The following is a 2500-nucleotide window of genomic DNA, read 5'->3' as shown; positions in this document are numbered from 1 at the left end:
TCGTGCCCTCAGGAGCCTTAGTGTCATTGCCGTCCTTGTCCTTGAACCCAGGAGCAGGAACCTTAGCATCCTCACCCGGCTTACCAGAACCATCCTCGTACTTAGGATCGAAATTCTCATTGTCCTTCGCAGCAGGCGCAGCCAGGTTGAACTTCGCCGGTACTTCGCGGGTAACCGGATCAGCACCCTCGACAGGCGTCCATGTGACCTTTACGAGCGCCTCGGTTTCGCCTTCAACCTGCTTATCTGCAGGCCAAGTGATCTTGCCGGAATTAGAATCAATGCTCAGGCCCAAGGCTTCAGCGGCAGCAGGATCGGCGAACGCGAAGGATGCACCTTCCGGCATCTTCTCTTCGGCATCAGTTTTCGGATTGTCGAAGGAAGGCTTTACTTCAAGGTCCTTTTCCTTGGCTGTTCCCTTGGTCTCGTTGTACTTAACGACGGTCGGGTCTGCCAAGAAGGAGTCGGCCAAAAGGAGCGTGCCGGTTGGCTTACCCGAAGCATCGGCATCGAATACCTGTGAAGAGTAGACAGTTGGCTTAGAGAGCTTTTCTGGAACAGTGAAGTCACAGGATTCCAGCTCACCGAGCTCGTTCGCGGTAACGGTGCAGAACTTACCAGTGGATTTACCGTCGGCAAACCACTCAATTGCGTACTGCTGGTTCGGGACCAGACCGGTCGTCTTCGACTTGGCAGTATCGCCAGGGGCAGCAATAGCTGACGCGTTATCGTAGTTGAAAACGTCGTGAATCGGGCGCGGAGTCAGCAACGCGAAGTGCTGGACAGAAATGTTTGCTGACGCAAGCTCAATACCGAGATTTCCACCATGGGGGGGCTGGAACATGTTGTCCTGGTAGTTACCCATCCACAGATCACGGTTGTCGCCAACTACCGGATACAGGTACATGTAGTCCGTGTTGATGTGGCGATGACGCTGGCCCGCAATGCCGCCCCACTGCATCGAGTTACCGTGCGCTTCGTCCTTGGCGGAGACGAGCGTGCCCCACTCATCGTTAGTGGTTTGCTTTCCCTTCTCGTTGTGGCTGATTCCATACAAGCCAGCAAACGGGAGATAGAAGGAACCGTCATCCTTTACATAAGCTACGCGAGACTCTGCGATATGGGAGCCTGCGCCGTGCTCAGCCTGATATTTGTCGACGATTTCCTTTTGCGCAACACGGAACTGCTCACGGGTGTAGTTCTTGTTGGCTGCCTGCCAAGCGTCGAACTCGCGAGCCACTTCGTCGTTGACATACGAGCCGACAACCTTGACGTTTGTAGCTGCGCGATCGGCAGATCCCTTGAAGTACTGGTTCGAAAGCGATCCACCGGCCTCGTTGTTTTCCCACCAGACGTTGCCACGAGCGGTGCCATAAATTCCACCCTCTGGCCACTTCTTATCTGCAGTCGGTGCCTCGGTCCATTCAGCTTCAGGCTTGGCTAGCCAGCCATCCACATTCGGACGCTCCTGGAATACAACCTTGCCGTCTACGATGCGGTTAATGCCAGCAGTGAAGTCCCAGGTCTCCCACTTACGGGTCAGACGGTTATGGAAGCGACCGCTGTACATGTCGCCACCGGCTGCCAGAGTGTACTTAGCCGGATCTGGGTTCTCAGCCCAGGTACGTACCTGGAACTTTTCATCACCAGCCAGTTTGAACTCGATTGGGTTGCCCAAGCCATCCTTCGGCGCATTGGACAGGTCAAAAACAAACTTGCCCTCGGAATCCGAGGTGGTGTAGTAAATTGGCGATACTTGGCCCTTGCCGTTGACGTACTGCAAGAAGACCTTGACACCGGGCATAGATTCGTCAGCTTCATTCTGAGCCTCCGGACCTGAATCACGATCGAGATAGACCTTACCTTGGTAGCCCTTCTTCTGACCCCAAGTGCCGTCTGCCTTAATGGCAGTGGCCTCCGAGGTGCCTCGGGTATCTACACTGCGATCCTGACCGGCTGCTGCCTCCTGAGCGATAGCAGCCGGCGAAGAAGCCGGGCTGACTACCGGGTGGACGAAGGGCGCAACCATAGCGACGGAAAGAGCGGCGGCTGCAATCGTCGTGCCGCGGCGACGAGCAGAACCGTTGAAACTCTTCATATCCATGAAGAATCCTTTCATGAGAACGATTAGGGAATCGGTCAGCAGTCCGCCCTCGGTTAGATTTGGAAGCATCTTCAGCGTTCCTGAAGGCAAACTGGACTCAACCTGAGACGTTACCCGCCCCCGCCACCCTCTACAAGGGCAAAATTTGCCCATGATTAACGGTGTCCATGCACGTCTTGGCTATTTCGTTGATGAGAAATTCTAAACTTGCAGGCCACAGGCAGTCCCAATGTTCATGGTGCTCACAGGGTTCTTTATGTTTGTAACTTGGCGGATTCTAGTGGTCGTGGAAACACGGTTTTAGATTTCGGTGGCATAGCCTAGCAGTTCGGCCATTTTTTCGGCTGGTTTGGCAAAGCCTAGGGTTGCGCGTGGTCTGTCGTTGAGTTGCATGGC

At 54.7% G+C, this 2500-nt stretch carries 1 protein-coding gene; it reads right to left on the bottom strand.

Features of this window, described 5'->3' with window-relative positions; translation table 11 throughout:
• Positions 1-2104 (bottom strand): hypothetical protein (locus tag ACUY3D_RS12610; RefSeq protein ID WP_448241216.1); only part of this gene is annotated, 2104 nt, incomplete at its 3' end.
• Positions 2105-2500: the final 396 nt, after the last annotated feature.

The organism is Corynebacterium guaraldiae, from assembly GCF_053480195.1.
The sequence above is the reverse complement of the archived record's forward strand: the minus strand, read 5'-3'. Positions and strand labels throughout refer to the sequence as shown.